Below are 19,890 nucleotides of genomic sequence, written 5' to 3'. Positions count from 1 at the left end.
GGCTGACCGAAGATGAAGCCATCTTAACCGCCAGGACTCCGTCATGCTGCCCAGCCTGTTCATTTCCCACGGCTCCCCGATGCTCGCCTTGCAACCCGGTGCCAGTGGCCCGGCCCTGAAGGCCCTGGCCAATGCCTTGGCGCGACCGAAGGCGATCGTGGTGGTGTCGGCGCATTGGGAGAGCCGTGAACTGTTGGTGATGGGCAACGCCCAGCCCGAAACCTGGCACGACTTCCATGGCTTCCCTGCCGCGCTGTATGCGGTGCAGTATCCCGCACCGGGCGAACCGGCCCTGGCCAAACAGGTCGTCGAGCGCCTGGCGACAGCCGGCCTACCGGCCAGCCTGGACGCCCGACGCCCCTTCGACCACGGTGCCTGGGTGCCCTTGTCGCTGATGTATCCAGGCGCCAGCATCCCGGTCGTCCAGGTGTCACTGCCCAGCCCGCTTGGCCCGGCCTTGCAGGTGAAGGTCGGCGAGGCGCTTTCGGCCTTGCGCGCCGAGGGTATCCTGCTGGTGGGTTCGGGCAGCATCACCCACAACCTCGGCGAGCTGGACTGGCATGCCGGGCCCGATGCGGTCGAGCCGTGGGCGCTGGCGTTCCGCGATTGGGTGGTGGACAAGCTGGCCACAGATGACCGCGATGCGCTGCTCGATTATCGGCAGCAGGCACCGTTTGCCGAGCGCAATCACCCCAGTGACGAGCACCTGCTGCCGTTGTTCTTTGCCCTGGGGGCTGGAGGGACGTTCTCGGTGGTTCACCAGGGGTTTACCCTGGGGGCGCTGGGGATGGATATCTATCGGTTCGACTGAATAAGCCCAATCGCCGGCAAGCCCACAGGATGACGCTGTCTGGGGGAGCCGGCTTGCCGGCGATTCGGCCTTTCCAACCAGGCAAAAAAATCCCCAGCCAAGGCCGGGGATTTTTTCATTGCGCCAGGATCAGTCCTCGCGGTAACGGCGCAGCTTCAGCTGCTTGCCCGCCACACGGGTGTCCTTGAGCTTGGACAGCAGACGCTCCAGGCCTTCTTCTGGCAGCTCGACCAGGCTGAAGCTGTCACGCACCTGGATACGGCCGATGGCGTCACGGGCCAGGCCGCCTTCGTTGAGGATCGCGCCCAGCAGGTTCTTGGCGGCGATACCGTCACGGGCACCGAGGGCGGTACGGCAACGCACGCGGCCTTCCGGCAGCGGCATCGGCGCGCGACGCTCGCGGTCACCACGTTCGCCACGCTCACCGCGCTCGCTGCGTTCACCACGCTCGCGCGGGGTGTAGGTCGGCACCAGCGGCTGCTCGCGCTCGACCGCAGCCAGGTCCAGGGCCTGGCCGTTGGTGGCCTTGCGCAGCAGGGCCGAGGCCAAGGCACGCGGGGTGCAGCCCAGGTCGGCGGTCAGGCGGTCGAACAGCTCGCCATGGCTGGCTTCCGACTCGGCCACCAGCGGCGCCAGGCTCGCGGTCAGCTTCTTGATGCGCGCGTCGAGCACGGCCTGCGGGTTCGGCAGGCGGGCTTCGGCAACTTTCTGCCCGGTGACACGCTCGATGACCTGCAGCATGCGGCGCTCACGCGGGGTGACCAGCAGCAGCGCACGGCCATCGCGACCGGCACGGCCGGTACGGCCGATACGGTGCACGTAGGACTCCGGGTCGTACGGCATGTCGACGTTGAACACGTGGGTGATGCGCGGTACGTCCAGGCCACGGGCGGCGACGTCGGTGGCGACGACGATGTCCAGGCGGCCATCCTTGAGCGAGTCGATGACGCGCTCACGCTGGTTCTGGGCGATGTCGCCGTTCAGCGCGGCAGCCTTGTAGCCCTTGGCTTCCAGGGCGGCGGCCAGGTCCAGGGTGGCTTGCTTGGTACGCACGAAGGCGATCAGCGCGTCGAACTCTTCCACTTCCAGCAGGCGCAACACGGCCGGGATCTTCTGGTCGGCGTGGACCATCAGGTGGGCCTGCTCGATCGCGGTGACGGTCTGGGTCTTGCTCTGGATCTTGACGTGCTTGGGCTCACGCAGGTGACGCTCGGCGATCGACCGGATCGACGACGGCAGGGTGGCGGAGAACAGCACGGTCTGGCGCGACTCGGGGATGGCCTTGAAGATGACCTCCAGGTCGTCCATGAAACCGAGCTTGAGCATTTCGTCCGCTTCGTCGAGTACCAGGTACTGGACGGTGGACAGGACTTTCTCGTCGCGGCGCAGGTGGTCGCACAGGCGGCCCGGGGTGGCGACGACGATCTGGGCGCCGTTACGGATGGCGCGCAGCTGTGGGCCCATCGGGGCACCACCGTACACGGCCACGACGTTCACGCCTGGCATCTGCTTGGCGTAGGTTTCGAAAGCGGTGGCTACTTGCAGCGCCAACTCACGGGTTGGCGCCAGGATCAGGGCTTGCGGTTCGCGCTTGCTCACGTCGATGCGATTGAGGATCGGCAGGGCGAAGGCAGCGGTCTTGCCGGTGCCAGTCTGCGCCTGGCCGATCATGTCGTGACCGGCGAGGATGATCGGGATCGACTGTTGCTGGATGGCCGACGGCTCTTCATAGCCGGTCGCCAGTACTGCGGCAACGATATTCGGATTGAGATCGAGAGCGGCGAATCCGCCGGTTTCCTGGGTCATGGGTCTGCCTCTAGGTGCATCCGCAAAGACCCATGCTCCAAAGCTGCACATGCCTTGAAAGACCAAACGGTCACCCAGGCAGCTTTGGCGGCGGGGATTTGCGAAAACGATTGAAAAAGGAACGTCTTGGGAAGGTCCGCCTAGCGGACGCGCAGCCGAAGCTGGACTCGGAGGATTTGCACCACCTGATTTTGAGGTCCGCTAAAAGACCGGCGCGTACTATACCCGAATTAGTGCAGAACCGTGAGATTTTTTTCAACGGTCAAGGCCAGCACGGAGCCATCTACTCGCTCAGGCTGAATCGATTTCGCGTCGCCCTCGCGGCATCCTGTGGGAGCGTTGGCCGCTTGTTCTCTGCGCGACAGCGCAGCCCGAAGGGCTGGGTGATCTCCCACAGGGCCCTTCTTCAACTGGCCGGCCGAACCGCCTTGATCAGGTACTCCAACGAATACCCCAAGCGCGGCGCCAACGCCTCGGCCCGCGCCCGCAGCCCGTCCAGGTCCAGCGCCTGCTCCAGGTCGGCCGGCACCAGCAGGATCACATTCCCCTCCTTCACCGGCAGCTCCCAGTAATGCCGGTGGTACAAGCCACGCAGCAACGCCGCGCCCAGAGGCCGGCCATCATCCCCGGCCCACTGGTTGATCACCAGCCAGCCGCCCGGGTTGAGCTGCTTCTGACAGTTTTCCAGGAACCCCCAGGCCAGGTGCCCGACGCCCGGCCCGTGGTCGGTATAGAGGTCGACGAACAGCAGGTCGGCCTTTTCGGCGCTGGGCAGCAGTTCCAGGGCATCGCCCACCCGTACGTACAGCCTCGGGTCGTCGTCCAGGCCCATGTATTCCATGGCCAGGCGCGGCACATCGGGGCGCAGCTCGATGGCCTCGACGTCTTCCAGGGGCAGGAACTTCAGGCAGGCCTGGGTCAGGGTCCCGGCCCCAAGCCCCAGGAACAGCGCACTCTCCGGCTGCGCATGGCACAGTGCGCCGACCAGCATGGCGCGGGTGTAGTCGTATTCCAGCCAGCTGGGGTCGGCCGTGAAGGTGCAGCTCTGCTCGATGGCGTCGCCGAACTCGAGGAAGCGGTAGTCGTCCACCTCATAGACGCTGATGACCCCGAACGCATCCTCGACCCGGGCCAACAGCCGCTCTTCCCGCTCCGTCCCCATTACCGCCACCTGCCCGCGCAAAACGGCCATTGTCCGCCAATGCCCCCGGTGCAACAAGCACGCCGCCAGCTGATACCATGGCAGGCAGCCAATAACCGACTACCGAGCCCGTGATGAACCGACCCTGGAGCCCCGAGAGCTGGCGCACCCTGCCGATCCAGCAGCAACCGACCTACCCCGACGCCGCGCACCTGCTCAAAGTGGAGCAGACCCTTGCCAGCTACCCGCCGCTGGTGTTCGCAGGCGAAGCCCGGGAGTTGCGCCGGCAGTTCGCCGAGGTCACCGAGGGCCGGGCCTTCCTGCTGCAGGGCGGCGACTGCGCCGAAAGCTTCGCCGAGTTCTCGGCGGCGAAGATCCGCGACACCTTCAAGGTGCTGCTGCAGATGGCTATTGTCATGACCTTTGCCGCCGGCTGCCCGGTGGTCAAGGTCGGGCGCATGGCCGGGCAGTTCGCCAAACCCCGCTCGGCGGGTGACGAAACCATCGGCCAGGTGACCTTGCCGGCCTACCGCGGCGACATCGTCAACGGCATCGGTTTCGATGAGCAGAGCCGCGTACCGGACCCGGAGCGCCTGCTGCAGGCCTACCACCAGGCCACCGCCAGCCTCAACCTGCTGCGCGCCTTTGCCCAGGGCGGCTTTGCCGACCTGCACCAGGTGCACAAATGGAACCTGGACTTCATCGCCAACTCGGCCTTGTCGGAGAAGTACCACCAACTGGCCGGGCGCATCGACGAGACGCTCGCGTTCATGCGTGCCTGCGGCCTGGACAGCGCACCGCAGCTACGCGAGACGAGCTTCTTCACCGCCCACGAAGCTCTGCTGCTCAACTACGAGGAAGCCTTCGTGCGGCGTGACAGCCTGACCGGCGACTACTACGACTGCTCGGCGCACATGCTGTGGATCGGCGACCGTACCCGCCAGCTGGACGGTGCCCATGTGGAGTTCCTGCGCGGAGTGCACAACCCGATCGGGGTCAAGGTCGGCCCGAGCATGAACCCCGAGGCGTTGATCCGCCTGATCGACACCCTCAACCCAGACAACGACCCGGGGCGGCTCAACCTGATCGTGCGCATGGGCGCCGGCAAGGTAGCCGAGCACCTGCCGGGGCTGATCCGCACCGTCGAACGCGAAGGGCGCAAGGTGCTGTGGAGCTCCGACCCGATGCACGGCAACACCATCAAGGCCAGCAGCGGCTACAAGACCCGGGATTTTGCGCAGATCCTCGACGAGGTGCGTCAGTTCTTCCAGGTGCACCAGGCCGAAGGCTCGTACGCCGGCGGTATCCATATCGAGATGACCGGGCAGAATGTCACCGAGTGCATCGGCGGAGCACGGCCGATCACCGAGGATGGGTTGTCGGATCGCTACCACACCCATTGCGACCCGCGGCTCAATGCCGACCAATCACTGGAGCTGGCATTCCTGATTGCCGAGACGCTCAAGCAAGTTCGCCAATAAGGCATCGACCCCAATCGCGGGACAAGCCCGCTCCCACAAGGATCACCGCTAACCCTGTGGGAGCGGGCTTGTCCCGCGATGACATCGGCACGGTCTTGCTCATTTGCGCAGCGGATCATCCCAGAAATGCCGCTCGGCCTCCTGCTCGATATCCGCCCTGCTCAAGCCCAGGTCGTGCAAGGTCGCATCGCTCAGGCTGCGCAACTCGCGGCGCTGGCGGTACAGCTCGTACCAGCGAAGCGGCCGTGCCAACAGTGCTTCCCCTAGATGGGTGAACGAAGAGGAAGGTTTGACGTACAGGGTTGTGATCTGACCTTTCATCTTGAAGCCCTCCGTGAAGATGGCTTCAGTCTCGCGCCGGGCCTAAGATCAATCCAACGAATGTTTCTGATGCAATGCATCTCGGAGATTGATGCAATGTCCCAGTACCAGAATCTCGATTCGGACGTGCTGCGCACTTTCGTCGCGATCGCCGAACAGGGCGGCTTCACCCGTGCCGGCGAGGTGGTGAACCGCACCCAATCGGCGGTGAGCATGCAGATGAAGCGGTTGGAAGAGGACATTCTCCAGCGCCAGCTGTTCGAACGCGACGGCCGCCAGGTGCGGCTGACCGCCGAGGGCCAGGTACTGCTCGGCTATGCCCGGCGCATCCTCAAGCTGCAAGGCGAGGTGTTCAATACCCTGCGCATGCCGCACATGGTCGGCGTGGTGCGCATCGGCACGCCCGACGACTACGCCATGCGCTTTCTGCCCACCATTCTTTCGAGCTTCGCCCAGGCCTACCCGCTGATTCAGGTGGAAGTGCATTGCGAGTCGTCCAAGCAATTGATGCTGCGCCAGGACCTGGACCTGACCATCGTCACCCGCGAACCGGGCAACGAGGTCGGCCAGTTGCTGCGCCAGGAGCGCCTGGTGTGGGCCGCAGCCCAGGGCTTCTGCCCGCAGGAACAGCGCCCCATGCCCCTGGCGCTGTTCAACACCGACTGTTTCTGCCGCGCCTGGACCTGCAACGCCCTGGAGGCCCAGGGCATCGACTATCGCATCGCCTACACCAGCCCCAGCCTGGCGGCGATCTTCGCCATCGTCACCGCCGGCCTGGCCGTCACCGCCCAACTGCAGAGCCTGGTCGGGGGCAACCTGCGGGTGCTCGGCGAACACGAAGGCCTGCCGCAGCTGCCGCTGGCCAATGTGATGCTGTTGCGCAACACGCAGCACCAATCGCCAATCACCGACTGCATGGCGGACTATATCGTCGAAGGGTTCAAGTGATGCCTGTCGCCGGAGGCGCGGGCCCTATGGGAGCGGAGCAAACGGTCTTGGTTGCTTGCCGGCGATGCTCCTTGGCTAGACCTCCAAGCCCAGCATCACAGCGCAGACCACCAGGAAGACACAGAACAGCGTGCGCAACAACTTCTCCGGCAAGGCGTGGGCCAGCTTCACACCCCAGCTGATGCTGAGCAGGCCACCGATGGCCAGCGGGATACCCACGTGCCAGTCGACACTGCCGTGCACACCGTAGGTCACCAACGTCACCAACGTGCTGGGCACAGCCAGGGCCAGTGACAGCCCTTGGGCAACCACCTGGGTGGTGCCGAATACACTGGTCAGGAGGGGGGTCGCCACCACTGCCCCGCCGACACCGAACAACCCGCCCATGGCGCCGGCGAAACTGCCGAGCACACCCAGCCAAGGCCAGGGGTAGCGCAGCTCGGCGCTTGGCGGCGCTACGCGCAGGAACATCCGCGCCACGTTCCACACCGCCAGGGCCACCAGGAAACCGACGAAGCCCAGGCGCATGGCCTGCGCATCGATGCCCACCGCCCAGATCGAGCCAAGCCAGGCGAACACGAAGCTGCACACCGCCAGTGGCAACGCATGACGCAATTCGATGCGGTTGCGCTGGTTGTAGCGCCACAGCGCTAGCAGCACGTTGGGTACCACCATCACCAACGCCGTGCCCTGGGCCAGTTGCTGGTCGAGGCCAAACAACACGCCCAGCGCTGGGATCGCGATCAACCCACCACCGATGCCGAACAAACCGCCCATCGTGCCCAGGGCCGCGCCCAACACGACATACATCACCCACTCGATCATCCGCGCCTCATCCGCCGGTTTGACAATACAGGCCATGCTAACGGCTCGCCGCTGGTGGGGAAACGCACAGCAGCGCACAATGGCTTTGCGTAATCCGCAAAAGCAAAACGCTTTCCCCTGTAGGAGCGGGCTTGCCCCGCGATCGGGCGCGCAGCGGCCGCGATCCGGTAAAGCACGGTCAGCCTGATGTATCGAATGGGCTGGTTTTACGGCCGCTGCGCGCCCGATCGCGGGGCAAGCCCGCTCCTACACCGGTCCGAGCTAGATCAACAGTGATGTGTGCCATGAGCCCTGACACCCTGACCGAACAACTGAGCCTGTTTCTCGATGTGCTGGAAACCGGCAGTTTCTCCGCCGCGGCGCGCCGCCACCCATTGACGCCCTCGGCAGTAGCCCGACGTATCGACAACCTGGAGCAGGCCATAGGCAGCCGCCTGTTCGCCCGCAGCACCCACGCCGTGCGTGCCACACCAGCCGGCAAGGCTTTCGCTGAGCGGGCCCGACGCATCATCGAGGAACTGCGCCTGGCACGGGCCGAGGCAGTGTCGTTGAGCAGCGCGCCGGAAGGGTTGATCCGCATCGATGCCCCTGCCGCCTTCGGCCGACGCCATCTGGCCCCGGCCATTGCGGATTTTCTGGTGGCGTACCCAGGCCTGGACGTACAGCTGCGCCTGATCGACAGTTTCGTCGATCTGCATGGCAGCCACCTGGGCGAGGTCGACCTGGTATTGCGCGCCGGCCCCTTGGCCGACACCCGTCTGGTGGCCACGCCGCTGGCCTACATGGTGCGCATCGCCTGCGCCAGCCCCGCCTACTTGGCCAGCCACGGCGTGCCGGCCTGCCCGAGCGAGCTGCCGGAGCACCATGGCCTGGACTGGGACGGCCTGGCGCCCCCCTTCGCCTGGCGCTTCACGGTCGATGGCCAAACCGGCCTGTATCGCCCGGCACGCATGCGCATGGTCGCTAACAATGCCGAAACCCTGCTGTTCGGCGCCCTCGCCGGCCTGGGCATCGCCCACCTGCCCACCTGGTTGGTCAGCGACCACCTGCTGCGCGGCGAACTGCTGCCGCTGTTCTGCGAAAACGGCCTGCCGCCACCGGAAAACAGTGGCATTTATGCACTACGCCTGGAACATGAAACGAACTCTCGCAGTCGCTTGCTGCTCGAATTCCTCAAGAGCCGTTTCAGTCCGGTACCACCCTGGGACCTGGCCCTGCGCAGCGGACTGCGCAGGTAGTGAGCGCGCCAACCATCAGCGTGCTAGATTTTCACCCTGACTTCATTCAAGGACCTGCATGAACGCCGACATCAACGCCCCTTGCGACGAGCTGCTGCTGGATAACCAGGTCTGCTTCGCCCTGCACTCCACCTCGTTGCTGATGACCAAGGTCTACAAACCTCTGTTGCAGGCCCTGGGCCTGACTTATCCGCAATACCTGGCCATGCTCGTGCTCTGGGAACAGGACGGCCTGACCGTGGGCGAGATCAGCCAGCGCCTGCTCACCGACCCCGGCTCGCTGACGCCATTGCTCAAGCGCCTGGAAAGCGAAGGGCTGCTCAAGCGCACCCGCAGCCGCGAGGATGAGCGGGTGGTACTGGTGGAGTTGACCGACAAGGGGCGCGCCCTGCAGGACGAGGCCAGGCGCGTGCCGCCGTGCATCCTGCAAGCCAGCGGGCGCAGTGTCGAACGCCTGCAGCAGCTGCAGGCGGACTTGCTGGAACTGCGCGCCAGCCTGCAAAAAAGCCTCTGAACGCTATGCTGTGGAACGCCGAACGATGAACGGCATGAAATTTATCTTGCGCGCTAAATAATTGAGCGCTAATTTAATTCCCGTACCCATCCAGCGCCACGGCGCACAGCACACAAGCGAGGCTCAAGATGCAAAAGGTCACTCCCCTGTACATCGCCGAAGCAACCTCCACGGGCGGACGCGATGGCAAATCCCGCTCCAGCGACGGCAAGCTCGAGGTCAAGCTGAGCACGCCCAAGGAGCTGGGCGGCGCTGGCGGCGACGGAACCAACCCCGAGCAGATGTTCGCAGCCGGTTATTCGGCCTGCTTCATCGGCGCCTTGAAGTTCGTGGCGGGCCAGGCGAAGCAGCAACTGCCTGCCGACAGCTCGATCACCGCCAAGGTGGGCATCGGGCAGATCCCGGGCGGGTTCGGCCTGGATATCGACCTGCACATCAACCTGCCGGGGCTGGCCCAGGCAGAAGCCGAGGCACTGGTGGAGAAGGCGCACCATGTCTGCCCTTACTCCAATGCCACGCGTAACAATGTGGATGTGCGGTTGCATGTGACGGTTTGACCGTATGGGACGCGTTGCGTCCCAATGCCGGCAAGCCGGCTCCCACAGGTACAGCGTAGTGGAGCCGGCTTGCCGGCGATTGGCAGCATCGAATAGCGCGTCATAAAAAAACCCGGCCAAAGCCGGGTTTTTTGCGATCGCAAGAAGGATTACTTCTTGGAACGGCCCTTGAAGCTGCCGTCGCGAGTGTCGATGTCGATCCACTCGTCGATCTCGATGAAGTCGGCAACCTGGATTTCAGTGCCGTTGGCCAGCTTGGCCGGCTTCATGACCTTACCCGAGGTGTCGCCGCGAGCAGCGTTCTCGGTGTAGGTGACCTGGCGGCTGATGGTGGTCGGCAGTTCGACCGATACGACTTTCTCTTCGTACATGGTCAGGGCGCAGACGTCCTGCATGCCTTCTTCGATGTACGGCAGAACGGCGTCGATGTCTTCGGCGTTCAGTTCGTACATGGTGTAGTCGGTGGTGTCCATGAACGTGTAGGCATCACCGCTGATGAAGGACAGGGTGACTTCCTTGCGATCGAGGATCACGTCGTCCAGCTTGTCGTCGGCGAAGTAGACGGTTTCGGTCTTGTAGCCGGTCAGCAGGTTCTTCAGCTTGGTCTTCATGATCGCGCTGTTGCGACCGGACTTGGTGAATTCGGCTTTCTGTACCAGCCACGGGTCGTTGTCGATCCGCAGTACGGTACCGGGTTTCAGTTCTTTACCAGTTTTCATTACGAAGTATCCGAATCTGGATGGATTTATAAAAATCGAGGCCGCGTATCATAGCCAATTTCGGTAAAACTGTACCAGCGTCGTGGCAAGGTCCGGCCGAGCGGCCTGTGCGGCGCTCCATTGGCGGGCATGTGCCTGCAGCTGCGGCCAGTGCCGGAGAACCCCGCGCCAGGCCGCGCCCATGTCACGATCCATGTTCCAGGCCCGCCAGAGCTCGACCAACGCATCTCCCGCTTTTTCTGACAGCCCTTGGCGATAAAGCTTGAGGAACGCCTCGAGTTTTTCCCAGTGGGCGTTCTCGTCCTGCACGTAGATGTGCCACAACAGCGGCTTGCCGGCCCACTGGGCGCGCACGAAGGAGTCCTCGCCACGTACGGCATTGAAGTCGCAGGCCCAGAGCAGGCGATCGTAATCGTCCTGACTGACGAATGGCAGGATCTGCACGGTCAGCGCGCCTTTGCGCCGCACATCGCCCACCCCCAGGCCGGGCTCGCACAGCCATTGGCGCACGTCGGCCAGGATGCGCCCCTCGGGCACCAGCAAATGGCTGGGCTGGCCATCTTCGGCCAAGGCATCGAGCCAATTGCTCAGTTGCGCGTTTTCGTAGGCGAACAGCGAGAGCAGCCGCGCGCCCTCCTCCACCTGCACGCCCAGGCTGCCGAGGAACGCTGTGCGTGCGGCCGGGTCCGCCTCGAAGGCCTCGCGCCGGGCCAGCAACGTACCCTCGCGCAGCAGACCGCCGGTCTTGTCGGTGAAGCCCGGGAAGAAGAACAGGGTGCGCAGCCCATTGGCCTGGGGTGAGGCCAGGCCATGGCAGCCCTCGACCCAATCCTCGGCGCTCAGGTACTCGAGGTTCAGCCACAATGCAGGCCTGGCCCGCAGGCGCAGGGCCTCGATGTAATCGGCCGGCAGCCGGCAACCAAAGGCACCGATCACCACATCGCCAGGCGCCACCGGTTGCCATTGGCCCGGCCAATGCCGCACGTCGACGCCGGCCCGCCACTGCTGCGCGGCGCCGGCATCGGCTTCGGGGCATAGGCGCACGAAGGCCTCCAGGTCGTCCACCCACAGGCGTACCGCCAGCCCCTGCTCGGCCACCAGCTGGCGGGCCAGGCGCCAGGTCACGCCGATGTCGCCGTAGTTGTCGACGACCGTGCAGAAGATGTCCCAGGTGGATTTCATACCCACTCCCTTGCCTTGCGCAAAACCGCGGATTTTGCGGATAAATGCCTCGTGGCGAAAGCATCGGCGGGAAAAAACCCTTGCCGCCGTGCGACAATGCCGGCATGAACTGCCCAGCCAGGAGGCCGCCATGCCACGTCGTCGCGAACTGAAGGTTACCCTCAAGCCCGTGCAGTTGATCCTCTGCGTGGCGCTCGGCCTGTGGCTGGGCGCCGTGGCCATCGCCCTGAGCCTGTGGCTGGCCTGGCGCTGGTGGCCGGGGCAGGTGCAGCCGGTGATCCAGGCCATGGCACCGACCGCCAGCCAACCAGCAGCACCCGCCGACGCCCAGGCCGAGATGTTCGAGCGCTACAAGGTGATCCTCCAGCAGCAGGAGGCTCGCCAGGCCGTCGAAGCCGCCCAGGGCAGCCCGCGCAACCTGAACAACCCCAGGTGCCAGTTCTGGCTGCAACAGAACCGCACCGCACCGACCGACAAGAGCCAGGCCAACGTACTGGAATTCTGCTATTGACCATGGACAAGACCACCCTGCTCTCGCGCATCGTCCAGGCCCTCGAGCATGATGTCGAGGTGCTTCGCCGTGCGGCCCAGGCCGCCTACGAGGCCGCCACCGCCGAGGAGAACATCGCCGAGAACAAGTATGACACCCTGAGCCTCGAGGCTTCGTACCTGGCCACCGGGCAGGCCCGGCGCACGGCCGAGATCCGCCAGGCGCTGCTGGCGTACCAGCAATTGCGGCTGCGCGACTACGACCCGGTGCGCGGCATCCAGGTCAGCAACCTGGTGACCCTGGAAGACGACCAAGGGCACCCGCGCTTGCTGTTCCTGGGGCCTGAGGCGGCAGGGTTGAAGATCGGTGAAGGTGAGCAAATGGTGACCGTCATCACAGCGCGTTCACCATTGGGGCAGCAGTTGCTGGGCAAGAAGGTCGATGACGAAGTGAGCCTGACGGTGGCCGGCGCCGAACAAGTATCAGTGGTGACTCAGGTCGCCTGAAGCGGCCCTATCGCGGGACAAGCCCGCTCCCACAGCCCCCACTGAATCAATGGCTTATGTGTTGTTCTAGGAGGGCTTGCCCCGCGATGGGCCCAGCACCGCTCTACGCCACTTCCAGCGCATTGAACCGCGTCGCCAACCCTTGCTCGGCGAACCGCTGCACCACGAAATCGATGAACGCCCGGGTCTTGCCCGGCAACAGCTTGTGCTCGGCGTAGTACAGGCTGATATGCCCATCGTCCACGTACCAGTCCGGCAGCACGCGCTGCAACCGCCCGGCCACCAGGTACGGCACCGCGAACGGCAGGCTGACCAGGGCAATGCCCAACCCCTGTTCGGCCACCACACAGGCAGCGTCGGAGTCACTCATGGTCATGGCCTGCTGCAACTGCAGCGGCCGTTGTTCCTGCCAACGGCTGGTCAGTGGCCAGGAGCGCACACGACCGGTCTGCGGGGAGCGGATCAGGATGCCGGCGTGTCGCGGCAAGGCCTCCGGCTGGTCGATCGGCCCATGGCGCTGCACATAGCCGGGCGCGGCCACCAGCACCCGGTGCGCCGGGGTCAGCTTACGCGCCACCACCCCGGGCGGCAGCTCGAAACCACCGCCGATGGCGGCGTCGAACCCCTGGCCGATCAGGTCCACCTGGCGGTTGTCGAAATGCCAGTCGGGGATGATCGCCGGGTAGCGCTGCAGAAACTCGCCAAGCAAGGGCAACACGTACAGCCGCCCGAACACCGTGCCCATGCTCACCCGCAAGGCGCCAGCCGGCTGGCCTTCGGCGCTGGCGAGGTTGGCCATGGCGTACTGGATGGTGCGGAAACTGTCGCTCACCTCTTCCAGGAAACGCTGGCCCGCTTCGGTGAGGGTCAGCTTGCGGGTGCTGCGCTGGAACAGGCGCACACCCAGGCGCGCCTCCAGCTGGGCGACGTTCTTGCCCACCGCGGCCGGGGTCAGGTGCAGGCGCCGGGCCGCTTCGGCGAAGCTGCCGACCTCGGCGCTGCGAATGAAGCACTCGAGGGTGCTGAAGGATTCCATGGCCATGATCATCAACCCAAGGTTTACTCTGCTGATCGCGATTGCCATCTTATCAGCAGGTAATCCAGGGTCGATACTGCGCTCATCCAAGGCATTCGGCCTTGCTTCACGCAGGAGATCAGCATGTCCAACGCATTCAACCTCGACGGTAAGGTCGCCCTGGTCCAGGGCGGTTCCCGCGGTATCGGCGCCGCCATCGTGCGGCGCCTGGCCAAGGAAGGGGCCAAGGTCGCCTTCACCTATGTCAGCTCCGCTGGCCCAGCCGAGGCCCTGGCGAACGAGATCAATACCCAGGGCGGCCATGCCCTGGCCCTGCGCGCCGACAGCGCCGATGCCACTGCTGTGCAACAGGCAGTGGAATCGACCGTGGAGGCCTTTGGTCGCCTCGATATCCTGGTCAACAATGCCGGCGTGCTCGCCGTGGCCCCGGTGACCGAATTCGACCTGGCCGACTTCGACCGCCTGCTGGCGGTGAACGTGCACAGCGTATTCGTCGCCAGCCAGGCCGCTGCCCGTCACATGGGCCAGGGTGGGCGGATCATCACTATCGGCAGCACCAACGCCGAACGCATGCCTTTCGCCGGCGGCGCCCCCTATGCAATGAGCAAGTCGGCGCTGGTCGGCCTGACCCGCGGCATGGCTCGCGACCTGGGCCCACGGGGCATCACCGTCAACAACGTGCAACCCGGGCCGGTGGACACCGACATGAACCCGGCCTCCGGCGACTTCGCCGACAGCCTCATCCCGCTCATGGCCATCGGGCGCTATGGCCAGGCCGAGGAGATCGCCAGTTTCGTGGCCTACCTGGCCGGGCCTGAAGCGGGCTACATCACCGGGGCAAGCCTCACGGCCGATGGCGGGTTCGCGGCCTAAGCCCATTCGTTGCCTGGCCCCTGTAGGAGCGGCCTTGTGCCGCGATCGGGCGCGAAGCGGCCGTAAATCAGCAACCGCGGTGGATCGAGAGACCCGATTGGCTGATTTCGCGGCCGCTTCGCGCCCGATCGCGGCACAAGGCCGCTCCTACAAGGGATAGCGCCTGGGCGGACATTTCCTGATACTGCTTCACTTTCGCCTGCCATGAGAACCACGATGAATGCCCCTGCCCTGAGCCGCGCCCTGATCCTGCTGATGGCCACCGCCACCGGCCTGGCCGTGGCCAGCAACTACTACGCCCAACCGCTGCTGCACAGCATTGCCGAGCAATTCGGCCTGGACACCGCCAGCGCCGGGACCATCGTCATCGCCGCGCAGCTGAGCTACGGTGCCGGCCTGCTCCTGCTGGCACCGCTGGGCGATATGTTCGAGCAGCGCCGGCTGATCATCTGCATGGTGGCCATCGCCACCCTTGGCCTGGTGATCAGCGCCTGTGCGCCCAGCCTGCCCTGGCTGCTGCTGGGCACGGCGCTGACCGGGCTGTTTTCCGTGGTCGCGCAGGTGCTGGTGCCCATGGCCGCCACCCTCAGCGCCCCTGACCAGCGCGGCCGAGCGGTCGGGACATTGATGAGCGGGTTGCTGCTGGGCATTCTCCTGGCCCGTACCGCCGCCGGCTTCATGGCCGAACTCGGTGGCTGGCGCAGCATCTACGTACTGGCCGCAGTCCTGATGGCATTGACCGCCATCGCCCTGTACCGCAGCCTGCCGCAACACCACACCCATGCCGGGCTGAAGTACCCAGCGCTGATCGGCTCGGTGTTCCGCCTGTTCGCCGAGGAGCCGGTGCTGCGCCTGCGCTCGCTGCTGGGGTTGCTGGCATTCAGCCTGTTCGCCCTGTTCTGGACCCCGCTGGCGTTCCTCCTGGCCAATGAGCCCTATCACTACTCCGATGCCGTGATCGGCCTGTTCGGCCTGGCCGGGGCCGCAGGTGCATTGTCGGCCAACTGGGCCGGGCGCCTGGCCGACCGAGGCCAGGGCTCGCTGGGCACCACGGTCGGGCTGGTGGCGCTGCTGCTGTCCTGGGTGCCGCTGGGCTTCGCCCAAAGCTCGCTGCTGGCGCTGCTGGCCGGGGTACTGTTGCTGGACCTGGCGGTGCAGCTGATCCATGTGAGCAACCAGAACGCGGTGATCGCGCTGCGCCCGGAAGCGCGCACGCGGCTCAACGCGGGGTATATCACCTGCTACTTCATCGGCGGAGCGCTGGGGTCACTGCTGGGGACCCAGTTGTTCCAGCGCCAGGGCTGGATGGGGATCGTGACAGCGGGCCTGGTCATCGGGGCCGTGGCGCTGGTGGTATGGATGATGGCCGAACGTCGGCGCAAAGGGGCGATGCAAGCCGCTTGAACGCGCAAGCTGCTGCAGCCCGCTCCCACAGGGCGCGCGCCGGCCGCATGTCGCCTGGCCGTTGACTTGTCGGCTGGCACAGCGCTCATTAAGGCGCAGGTCACAGCCCTTTCCCGGACAGGACGACACGATGACAAGGCTCACGGTGCAATCCGGCGATTTCTTGCAAGGTGAAGGCGAATACCGCAATGGATCGCTCATGCTAAGGACCGCGCGCAGCCCCTCCCCCGGCGAGCGCATTTCGCTCACGCGCATCCAGGACCTTCGGCTCGCCAGTCTGGAGGCCAGCCGCAGCCTCAGCGGCGCCCTGGGCTGGGGCGTGGCCGGCGCCCTCGTGGCTGGGCCGGTCGGTCTGCTCGCAGGGCTCTGGCTCGGCGGCAAGGAAGAGCAGGCCACCTTCCTGGCCACCTTCAAGGACGGGCGCAAACTGATGGCCGTTACCGACGGCAAGACCTGGTCGAAGCTCGACGATTCCTGGCGCAAACGGCAAAAAATGCCGGCCAGCTGAATCTTCCTCCCGCCCAATCGTTTCAGTCGCCAGGCGCCTGTGAAATGCAGGCGCCGGGCGCCTTCGTGCCTGCTACCATGGCGCCCTTTTGCCCGCCCACCACCTCGGCACGCCCGCTTTCAAGGAGCCCGCATGACCCCGCTTCGCCCCCGCCTGCCCCTCGGCCTGCTTGGCCTGGGCCTTGCCCTGCACAGTGCCCAGAGCCTGGCCGACGACAGCGTTACCCTGGCCCCGCTGCACGTGACGCAGATAAAGGAAGACGAGGGCTATCAGGCAAGGGAGGCCCAGGTGGGCGGGTTTCAGGCCGCGCCGCTGCTCGATACCCCCGCCTCGGTGAGCGTGTTCAGCCGCCAGCTGCTCGAAGACCGCCAGGTGCGCATGCTCAGCGAGGTGCTGCAAAGCGACGCTTCGGTCGGCGAAAGCTACGCCCCGGTCGGCTACTACGAGAACTTCAACGTGCGCGGCTTCGAGCTCAATGCCGCCAGCAGCTACCGGATCAACGGCCAGACCATTGCCGGCGAACAGAACGTGGCCCTGGAGAACAAGCAGCAGGTCGAGCTGCTCAAAGGCTTGTCAGGCCTGCAAAGCGGCGTGTCGGAGCCTGGCGGGCTGATCAACTACGTGACCAAGCGGCCCGAGGATGTGCGCAGCATCAGCGTGTCGAGCAATGAACAAGGCGAGCGCTACCTGGCCACCGACCTGGGCGGTTGGTTCGGCAGCGAGCGCCAGTTCGGCCTGCGCGCCAACCTGGCCCATGAAGATATCCGCTCCTACGTCGACCACGCCGATGGCAAGCGCGACTTCGCCTCCCTGGCCTTCGACTGGCAGATCAACCCCGATGCCACCTTGCAGCTGGATGTCGAATACCAGCATCGCGAGCAGTATTCAGTGCCCGGCTATCAGTTGCTCGGTGGCACCGAAGTGCCCCATGGCGTCGACCCCGACGACCACTTGGCCTACCAGCGCTGGGCCAAGCCGGTGCAGAACGACTCGCTGAACCTGGGCGGGAAGTTCGAGTATCGTTTCAGTGACGCCTGGAGCGGGACCCTCAGTGCGTCGCGCAGCAAGGTGGTGATCGATGACTACAGCTCATTTGCATGGGGCAGCGAGGATGGCTGGGTTCCGCATTTCAGCCCCGAAGGCGACTACGACATCTACGACTTCCGCAGCCCGGACGACACCCGACGCATCGACGAAGCACAGGCCATGCTCAATGGCCGCTTCGACGCTATGGGCGTGGGACATGAATTGACTGTCGGTACCAGTGCGCAGCGTCGCACCCTCGACCAACGCCCCTACTACAACATTGACGTCGGCAACGGCAACATCAATGAGGATGTTCCTGCCGTGCCACCGGCCACCGCGCCTGTCGGCTCCAGCGAACGTCGCCTCGACAGCCGCCAGTACGGCCTGTTCATCAGCGACAAGATCACCTTCAACGAACAGTGGCAGACCGTCCTCGGCGCCCGTGAAGTACGCTTGGACGAAAAGACCTGGGGCGAAAACGGGGTTGCCGGGCGCCATACCCAGCAGTACCAACTGCTGCCCAACGCTGCGTTGATCTACAAGCCACAGCCGGACACCACGCTGTACGCCAGCTACTCGAAAGGCCTGTCCGCAGGCGGCACCGCGCCGTGGTTCGCCACCAATGCCGCTGAGATCCTCGCCCCAACCCTGTCGCATCAACTGGAACTGGGCATCAAGCACGACTGGCAGGGCATGAGCTTCAGCGCCGCGCTGTTCCAGATCCGCCAGGCCTACCAGTACGCACGCCCGGACGGCGACGGTTTCACCTATGTGCAACAGGGCCAGCAGAAGAACACCGGCCTGGAACTGAGCGCCAGCGGCTGGGTGACCTCGCGCCTGCAACTGCAGGCCAGCGCCGCGGCCATCCGCGCGCGGGTGCACAACAGCGGCACCGACGCCTACGAGGGCCACCAGGCCATCAACGTACCGCGCCTGCGCGCCGCGCTGCAGGCCGACTACAGCCTGCCTGTGCCTGGCCTGGCGCTACTTGGCGGGGTACGCTACAGCGCCAGCAAGTACGCAAGCTCGGCGGGCAATGTAGAAGTAGGCGGCTATACCGTGTTCGATGTCGGCAGCCGGTACCGCACGCGTATCGGTGGGTACGACACCGTGTGGCGGCTGACGGTGGACAACGTCTTCGACAAACGCTACTGGCGGGACGTCGGTGACTACCTGGGTGACAACTACCTGTTCCAGGGCGCGCCCCGGACGGCGCGGTTGTCGGCTTCGGTGAGTTTCTGAGGGTTATGGGGCTGCTGCGCAGCCCAATCGCGGGGCAAGCCCGCTCCTACACGGGATTGCACGGCTTGGGGCCTACGCTTGGCTCGCCCCGCGATGGACCGCACAGCGGCCCCAAAAACCCAAGAAAAACAAAAAGCCCCCGAGCTTTTCAGCGCGGGGGCTTCTTGTGGAATGTGGCGGTGAAGAAGGGATTTGAACCCTTGATACGATTTCTCGTATACACACTTTCCAGGCGTGCTCCTTCGACCACTCGGACACTTCACCGGATCTCTTCAAGCAGTTCAGCCTGTCGAGGCGCGCTAATTTAGTAGAAGCCTTTTCCTTTGGCAAGCATTTTTTTCAGAATTTTCATGTGCTTAAGCCTGCCGGCCAAAAAACAGGGGCTGCCAGGGCAATGCTGCCAATCTGCCCTGTGCTTTTGCATGCTCTTGCGGCTGTGCCCCGACAGGGCAAGGTGCGCGGCGCAGACGCTGACCGGCCAGTCAGCCTTGCCGCTTTACCTGGGCCGCAGCGCTGGGTAACGTCATCGCCACGTTATCCAAAGGACCCTGCCATGAGCGAGCTGATTACCTACCACGCCGAAGACGGCATCGCCACCCTGACCTTGAACAACGGCAAGGTCAACGCCATCTCGCCGGATGTCATCGCCGCCTTCAACGCCGCCCTGGATCGCGCCGTGGACGAACGCGCCGTGGTGATCATCACCGGCCAGCCGGGCATCCTCTCCGGCGGCTACGACCTCAAGGTCATGACCTCAGGCCCCAAGGAGGCGGTCAGCCTGGTCACCGCCGGCTCCACCCTGGCCCGTCGCCTGCTCAGCCACCCCTTCCCGGTGATCGTCGCCTGCCCAGGCAACGCCGTGGCCAAGGGTGCCTTCCTGCTGCTGTCGGCCGACTACCGCATCGGCGTCGAGGGCCCTTACAAGATCTGCCTGAACGAAGTGCAGATCGGCATGACCATGCACCATGCCGGGATCGAGCTGGCACGCGACCGTCTGCGGCGTTCTGCCTTCCACCGTTCGGTGATCAATGCCGAGGTGTTCGACCCCCATGCTGCGGTGGACGCGGGCTTTCTCGACAAGGTGGTGCCGGCTGAACAACTGCAGGAAGCGGCGCTGGCAGCGGCGCGCGAATTGAAGAAGCTGAACATGCTGGCGCACAAGAACACTAAGCTCAAGGTACGCAAGGGCCTGCTCGATGCCCTGGACGACGCCATCGCCCGGGACCAGCAGCACCTGGGCTGAGTCGCAGCGATCTATCGCC

20 protein-coding genes and 1 tRNA gene are annotated in these 19,890 nt (G+C 65.0%); 13 read left to right on the top strand and 8 right to left on the bottom strand.

The annotated features are described in order from the left end of the window. The first annotated feature begins 43 nt into the window (after window positions 1-43). Entirely contained in the window at window positions 44-811 is a 768-nt protein-coding gene (locus AC1MHZ_RS18820) for a DODA-type extradiol aromatic ring-opening family dioxygenase (protein ID WP_084854987.1), read from the top strand. A gap of 129 nt (window positions 812-940) precedes the next feature. On the opposite strand, the gene AC1MHZ_RS18815 is transcribed toward AC1MHZ_RS18820, so the two are convergent. Both AC1MHZ_RS18815 and AC1MHZ_RS18810 read right to left on the bottom strand, forming a co-directional pair. After that, a complete protein-coding gene (locus AC1MHZ_RS18815) occupies window positions 941-2,617 on the bottom strand; it encodes a DEAD/DEAH box helicase (RefSeq protein WP_084854986.1) in 1,677 nt (558 codons plus the stop codon). 406 nt (window positions 2,618-3,023) lie between these two features. Then, a complete protein-coding gene (locus tag AC1MHZ_RS18810; RefSeq protein WP_084854984.1) occupies window positions 3,024-3,779 on the bottom strand; it encodes a spermidine synthase in 756 nt (251 codons plus the stop codon). Between the two features lie 113 nt (window positions 3,780-3,892). On the opposite strand from AC1MHZ_RS18810, the gene AC1MHZ_RS18805 reads away from it, so the two are divergent. Continuing rightward, window positions 3,893-5,239 carry a class II 3-deoxy-7-phosphoheptulonate synthase gene (locus tag AC1MHZ_RS18805; protein WP_084854983.1) on the top strand — a complete coding sequence of 449 codons (1,347 nt, stop codon included), beginning with the start codon at window positions 3,893-3,895 and terminating at the stop codon, window positions 5,237-5,239. Window positions 5,240-5,338: 99 nt separating this feature from the next. Here the strand turns inward: AC1MHZ_RS18805 and AC1MHZ_RS18800 are convergent, their stop codons facing one another. Further along, window positions 5,339-5,560, bottom strand: a complete 222-nt coding sequence (locus AC1MHZ_RS18800; RefSeq protein WP_324818155.1) for a DUF1127 domain-containing protein — start codon at window positions 5,558-5,560, stop codon at window positions 5,339-5,341. Window positions 5,561-5,656: 96 nt separating this feature from the next. On the opposite strand from AC1MHZ_RS18800, the gene AC1MHZ_RS18795 reads away from it, so the two are divergent. Continuing rightward, window positions 5,657-6,508, top strand: coding sequence for a LysR substrate-binding domain-containing protein (locus AC1MHZ_RS18795; RefSeq protein WP_084855143.1), 852 nt, complete (start codon window positions 5,657-5,659; stop codon window positions 6,506-6,508). A gap of 75 nt (window positions 6,509-6,583) precedes the next feature. On the opposite strand, the gene AC1MHZ_RS18790 is transcribed toward AC1MHZ_RS18795, so the two are convergent. Continuing rightward, window positions 6,584-7,333, bottom strand: a complete 750-nt coding sequence (locus AC1MHZ_RS18790) for a sulfite exporter TauE/SafE family protein (protein ID WP_482966786.1) — start codon at window positions 7,331-7,333, stop codon at window positions 6,584-6,586. 284 nt (window positions 7,334-7,617) lie between these two features. Between AC1MHZ_RS18790 and AC1MHZ_RS18785 the strand changes: the two genes are divergently transcribed. The 3 genes from AC1MHZ_RS18785 to AC1MHZ_RS18775 all read left to right on the top strand — a co-directional run bounded on the left by AC1MHZ_RS18785 (window position 7,618) and on the right by AC1MHZ_RS18775 (window position 9,642). Next, window positions 7,618-8,571, top strand: coding sequence for a LysR family transcriptional regulator (locus AC1MHZ_RS18785; protein WP_482966783.1), 954 nt, complete (start codon window positions 7,618-7,620; stop codon window positions 8,569-8,571). A 58-nt stretch (window positions 8,572-8,629) separates the two neighbouring features. Next, a complete protein-coding gene (locus tag AC1MHZ_RS18780) occupies window positions 8,630-9,085 on the top strand; it encodes a MarR family winged helix-turn-helix transcriptional regulator (protein ID WP_084854980.1) in 456 nt (151 codons plus the stop codon). A 128-nt stretch (window positions 9,086-9,213) separates the two neighbouring features. Continuing rightward, window positions 9,214-9,642: an organic hydroperoxide resistance protein gene (locus tag AC1MHZ_RS18775; protein ID WP_084854979.1), complete on the top strand. Its 429-nt coding sequence runs from the start codon at window positions 9,214-9,216 to the stop codon at window positions 9,640-9,642. A gap of 149 nt (window positions 9,643-9,791) precedes the next feature. Here the strand turns inward: AC1MHZ_RS18775 and efp are convergent, their stop codons facing one another. Further along, a complete protein-coding gene (gene efp, locus AC1MHZ_RS18770; RefSeq protein ID WP_043209827.1) occupies window positions 9,792-10,361 on the bottom strand; it encodes an elongation factor P in 570 nt (189 codons plus the stop codon). Between the two features lie 48 nt (window positions 10,362-10,409). Next, window positions 10,410-11,543: an elongation factor P maturation arginine rhamnosyltransferase EarP gene (gene earP / locus AC1MHZ_RS18765; protein WP_482966782.1), complete on the bottom strand. Its 1,134-nt coding sequence runs from the start codon at window positions 11,541-11,543 to the stop codon at window positions 10,410-10,412. A gap of 130 nt (window positions 11,544-11,673) precedes the next feature. On the opposite strand from earP, the gene AC1MHZ_RS18760 reads away from it, so the two are divergent. Both AC1MHZ_RS18760 and AC1MHZ_RS18755 read left to right on the top strand, forming a co-directional pair. After that, the gene (locus AC1MHZ_RS18760) at window positions 11,674-12,054 is read left to right on the top strand and encodes a hypothetical protein (RefSeq protein ID WP_482966781.1); all 381 of its coding nucleotides are present in this window, start codon (window positions 11,674-11,676) and stop codon (window positions 12,052-12,054) included. Between the two features lie 2 nt (window positions 12,055-12,056). Beyond that, entirely contained in the window at window positions 12,057-12,539 is a 483-nt protein-coding gene (locus AC1MHZ_RS18755) for a GreA/GreB family elongation factor (protein ID WP_482966780.1), read from the top strand. 103 nt (window positions 12,540-12,642) lie between these two features. On the opposite strand, the gene AC1MHZ_RS18750 is transcribed toward AC1MHZ_RS18755, so the two are convergent. Beyond that, window positions 12,643-13,581, bottom strand: coding sequence for a LysR family transcriptional regulator (locus AC1MHZ_RS18750; protein WP_416767711.1), 939 nt, complete (start codon window positions 13,579-13,581; stop codon window positions 12,643-12,645). A gap of 117 nt (window positions 13,582-13,698) precedes the next feature. Here AC1MHZ_RS18750 and AC1MHZ_RS18745 point away from each other — a divergent pair, with 117 nt between their 5' ends. The 4 genes from AC1MHZ_RS18745 to AC1MHZ_RS18730 all read left to right on the top strand — a co-directional run bounded on the left by AC1MHZ_RS18745 (window position 13,699) and on the right by AC1MHZ_RS18730 (window position 18,628). Continuing rightward, the gene (locus AC1MHZ_RS18745) at window positions 13,699-14,448 is read left to right on the top strand and encodes a 3-oxoacyl-ACP reductase family protein (protein WP_482966779.1); all 750 of its coding nucleotides are present in this window, start codon (window positions 13,699-13,701) and stop codon (window positions 14,446-14,448) included. A 216-nt stretch (window positions 14,449-14,664) separates the two neighbouring features. Then, entirely contained in the window at window positions 14,665-15,852 is a 1,188-nt protein-coding gene (locus tag AC1MHZ_RS18740; protein WP_084854975.1) for an MFS transporter, read from the top strand. A gap of 130 nt (window positions 15,853-15,982) precedes the next feature. After that, the gene (locus AC1MHZ_RS18735) at window positions 15,983-16,360 is read left to right on the top strand and encodes a hypothetical protein (protein WP_084854974.1); all 378 of its coding nucleotides are present in this window, start codon (window positions 15,983-15,985) and stop codon (window positions 16,358-16,360) included. A 132-nt stretch (window positions 16,361-16,492) separates the two neighbouring features. Continuing rightward, window positions 16,493-18,628 (top strand): TonB-dependent siderophore receptor, encoded by a 2,136-nt coding sequence (locus AC1MHZ_RS18730; protein ID WP_482966778.1) that lies wholly within the window; start codon window positions 16,493-16,495, stop codon window positions 18,626-18,628. Between the two features lie 174 nt (window positions 18,629-18,802). Here AC1MHZ_RS18730 and AC1MHZ_RS18725 read toward each other — a convergent pair. After that, window positions 18,803-18,892 (bottom strand) — tRNA-Ser (locus AC1MHZ_RS18725). Window positions 18,893-19,181: 289 nt separating this feature from the next. On the opposite strand from AC1MHZ_RS18725, the gene AC1MHZ_RS18720 reads away from it, so the two are divergent. Continuing rightward, complete coding sequence (locus tag AC1MHZ_RS18720) at window positions 19,182-19,871, top strand: crotonase/enoyl-CoA hydratase family protein (protein ID WP_084854973.1); 690 nt, start codon at window positions 19,182-19,184, stop codon at window positions 19,869-19,871. Window positions 19,872-19,890 lie beyond the last annotated feature (19 nt).

The organism is Pseudomonas sp. FA-1, assembly GCF_056856075.1.
This window is presented reverse-complemented; position numbering and strand designations above follow the sequence as displayed.